The 3629-nt window shown below is 70.5% G+C and carries 3 protein-coding genes; all 3 read left to right on the plus strand.

Features of this window, described 5'->3' with window-relative positions:
* The first annotated feature begins 234 nt into the window (after window positions 1-234).
* Window positions 235-2067 (plus strand): methyl-accepting chemotaxis protein, encoded by a 1833-nt coding sequence (locus DRV96_RS18780; protein WP_119293544.1) that lies wholly within the window; start codon window positions 235-237, stop codon window positions 2065-2067.
* Window positions 2068-2107: 40 nt separating this feature from the next.
* A complete protein-coding gene (locus DRV96_RS17535) occupies window positions 2108-2638 on the plus strand; it encodes a chemotaxis protein CheW (RefSeq protein ID WP_119293546.1) in 531 nt (176 codons plus the stop codon).
* Window positions 2639-2754: 116 nt separating this feature from the next.
* Window positions 2755-3629: HAMP domain-containing protein (locus tag DRV96_RS17540; RefSeq protein ID WP_210757099.1), on the plus strand; the 875-nt coding region annotated here is incomplete at its 3' end.

A 3629-nucleotide genomic window follows, 5' to 3' on the forward strand; every position in this document is an offset into this window, starting at 1 on the left:
GCCGTCGCCGACCTCGACCGCATGACGCAGCAAAACGCCGCCCTCGTCGAGCAAAGCGCCGCCGCCGCCGAAAGCCTCAAGGAGCAGGCCAAGCGCCTGGCCGAGGTCGTCGCCACGTTCAGGTTGCAAGGCACCGGTGCGCCTCCCGTCATGGCCGCCTGATCGAGGCGCCTCCACGTCACCCGTCACACCACATCCAATCCGTCCGCCACCGTCGCTTCCAGGAAAACAGTGATGTTCCACCTCCAACGCCTCACCCTCACGCAAAGGCTGTGGCTGCCGACCATCGCGCTGTCGGTGCTGATCGTCGCGATCTTCGCCGCCACGGCTGTGCGCACGCGCGCCTCTATCGCGTCACAGCAGCAAGCGCAAAGCGAACAGGACACCAAGGTCCAGACAGCGCTGCGCTGGGCGGGACTGACCGAGGCCAATGCAGCCCGCGTCGTTGCCGGCCTGATCGCGAGCGATGTGGGTGTCGCGGCGGCGCTCAAGCCCGACGTCGAAGCGACGACGGCAAAGATCTCCGAACTGCAGAAGACCCTCGAAGCGCTGGCCACCACGCCCGAGGAGAAGAAAGCGCTCGAAGCGGTGGCGCAGACGCGCAAGGCCTACATCGACGCGCGCAACGAAGCCGCCAAGCTCAAGGCCGCCGGCCAGGCCGACGCCGCGCTGGCGGCGCTCAACGACAAGGTCCGGCCGGCCGTCGCCACCTACGTGAAGGCGCAGCGTGGCTTCGTCGAACTGCAGGAAGCGCGTACCGCAGCGATGAATGCCGCCAATGCGGCCGAGCGCATGCGCACCGTGGCCGTCGTCTCGGCCGTGCTGTTCGGCATGGCCGGGCTGATGGTGGTGTCGACCTTCTTCCTCGTGCGTTCGATCCGCCAGCCGCTGCGCGAACTGAGCGAACACGCCCGGCGCATCGGCGCCGGTGATCTGAGCGGATCGCTGCAGACCGATCGGCACGACGAGATCGGTGACGTCCAGCGCGCGCTGGCCGAGATGCAGGCGTCGCTGCGTCGTGCGATCGGCGAGGTCCACCACGCCAGCGACAGCATCCGCACGGCGAGCACCGAGATCGCCGGCGGCAACGCCGACCTGAGCGCGCGCACCGAGCAGACCGCCTCCAACCTGCAGCAGGCCGCCTCCTCGATGGAACAGCTCACCGGCACCGTCGCCCACAGCGCCGACGCCGCCGCCCAGGCCAACCAGCTCGCCTCCTCCGCCAGCGCCGTCGCCTCCAAGGGCGGCGAGGTCGTCGCCCAGGTCGTCTCGACGATGGACGAGATCCACGCCAGCTCGAAGAAGATCGCCGACATCATCGGCGTCATCGACGGCATCGCGTTCCAGACCAACATCCTCGCGCTCAACGCCGCCGTCGAGGCCGCCCGCGCCGGCGAGCAGGGCCGCGGCTTCGCCGTCGTCGCCGGCGAGGTACGCAGCCTCGCGCAGCGCAGCGCCGAAGCGGCCAAGGAAATCAAGGCGCTGATTGGCACCAGCGTCGACAAGGTCGAGACCGGCTCCAAGCTCGTTGCCGACGCCGGCGCGACGATGAACGAGATCGTCGCCAGCGTGCAGCGCGTGAGCGACATCATCGGCGAGATCAGCGCCGCCGCGCGCGAGCAGAGCTCGGGCCTCGGTCAGGTCAACGCCGCCGTCGCCGATCTCGACCGCATGACGCAGCAAAACGCCGCCCTCGTCGAGCAAAGTGCTGCCGCCGCCGAGAGCCTCAAGGAGCAGGCCAAGCGCCTGGCCGACGTGGTGGCCACGTTCAGGCTCGGGGCGACCGCGCCTGCAACGCCTGCGACAGCGGCCGTCGCGCCGACGGCCGCGCCCGCGGTGATGAAAGCGCCCGCCGTCGCCACCCGACAGCCCGCGCCCGAACCCAAGGCCGCACCGGCGCTCACGCCGGCGGCGCCGGCGCCTGCCCTCAAGCCGGCGGCGCCGGCGCCGAAGACGACCGCATCGAGCGACGCCAAGCGCACCGCCCCGCCGGCGGACACGCCAGCGGCCAAGCCCGTGCCGGTGGCCGCCACGGCCGACACCGACGACGACTGGCAGACCTTCTGAAGCGCCCCATCGACCTTCCCACGACCGACAGGACCTCACCATGGACATGATTGCCGAAGCCACGCACGTCGCCCGCCACGAGGCCGCCCGCCAGGGCGCGCTGCAGGCGCACCACGGCGAGTACCTGACCTTCCGCCTCGGTGACGAGGAATACGGCATCGACATCCTGCGCGTGCAGGAGATCCGCTCGTACGAGCCGCCCACGCGCATCGCCAACGCGCCGAGCTTCCTGAAGGGCGTCGTCAACCTGCGCGGCGTCATCGTGCCAATCGTCGACCTGCGCATCAAGCTCGGCTGCGCGAGCGCCGAGGTCAACAGCTTCACCGTCGTGATCGTGCTCAACGTCAAGGGGCGCGTCGTCGGCGCCGTCGTCGACTCGGTGTCCGACGTGCTCGAACTCGGCGGCGACCAGATCAAGCCGGCACCCGAACTGAACGCGAGCATCGACGCGCGCTTCATCACCGGCATCGGTACCGTGTCCGCCGACGGCACCGAGCGCATGCTGATCCTGATGGACATCGAGGCGCTGATGGCCAGCGCCGACATGGGCCTGATCGACGACGACCGCTGAGCCCCCGGCCTGCCTGCCCCTCCAGCCGAACTCGTGGCCCGCCCTGCCCTGCGATGTCTGACCGTTCTCTCTTTTCTGCGATGCGCTGGATGCGCGCCTACAGCATCCGCACCCGCATGCTGGGTGCGATCGCCGTCGTCATCGCTCTGCTGCTCGCCGTCGGCGCCGCCGGGGGCTGGGGGCTGGCGCGCATCGACGGCGCCAGCCAGGACTTCGTCGAAAAGACCTACCGCGATCTCGAGACGCTGTCCGCGCTTTCGGTGGCCACCGCCAACGTGCGGCGCTTCGAGAAGGACATGGTCATCGCCTATGAGGATCCGGCCCGGGTCGACCAGCACTTCGAGCGCTGGCAGGCCGCGCTGAAGACGGCGCGCGACGCCGCGGCGACGCTCGCCGAGGGCCAGGACGACGAAGGCAAAGAGCACGCCGTGCAGGTGCAGCAGCTGCTGGAGACGTACAGCCGCGAGGCGATGAACGTCGTCACGCGGCTGCGCGCCCAGGCCTACGACTCGGCCGGTGTCGTCGACCGCCGGCTCGAGGCGGCGAAGGCGCCGGTGCAGGAAGCCGAGCGGCTCGTCGGCGAGATCCGCCGCCACCTCGACGAGGAGGCGCAAGCCAACCAGGCCGAGCGGGCCGCCGCATTCCGGCTGGCGATGGCACTGTTCGCCGGCGCCGTCGCGCTCGCGGTCGTGATCGTCGTGCCGACGACGCTGCTGAACCTGCGCTCGATCACGCAGCCGCTCGGCGAGGCGCGCCGGCTGGCCGACGCGATCGCCGAAGGCGACCTCTCGCACGACATCCGCGACGAAGGCCGCGACGAGGCCGCCGCGCTGGTCAAGAGCCTGACCCACATGCAGCGGCAGCTGCGCCAGATCGTCGGCTCGCTGCACCACGCCAGCGACAGCATCCGCACCGCGAGCACCGAGATCGCCGGCGGCAACGCCGACCTGAGCGCGCGCACCGAGCAGACCGCCTCCAACCTGCAGCAGGC

Source organism: Azohydromonas sediminis (genome assembly GCF_003574675.1).
GTDB classification, from domain to species: domain Bacteria; phylum Pseudomonadota; class Gammaproteobacteria; order Burkholderiales; family Burkholderiaceae_C; genus Calidifontimicrobium; species Calidifontimicrobium sediminis.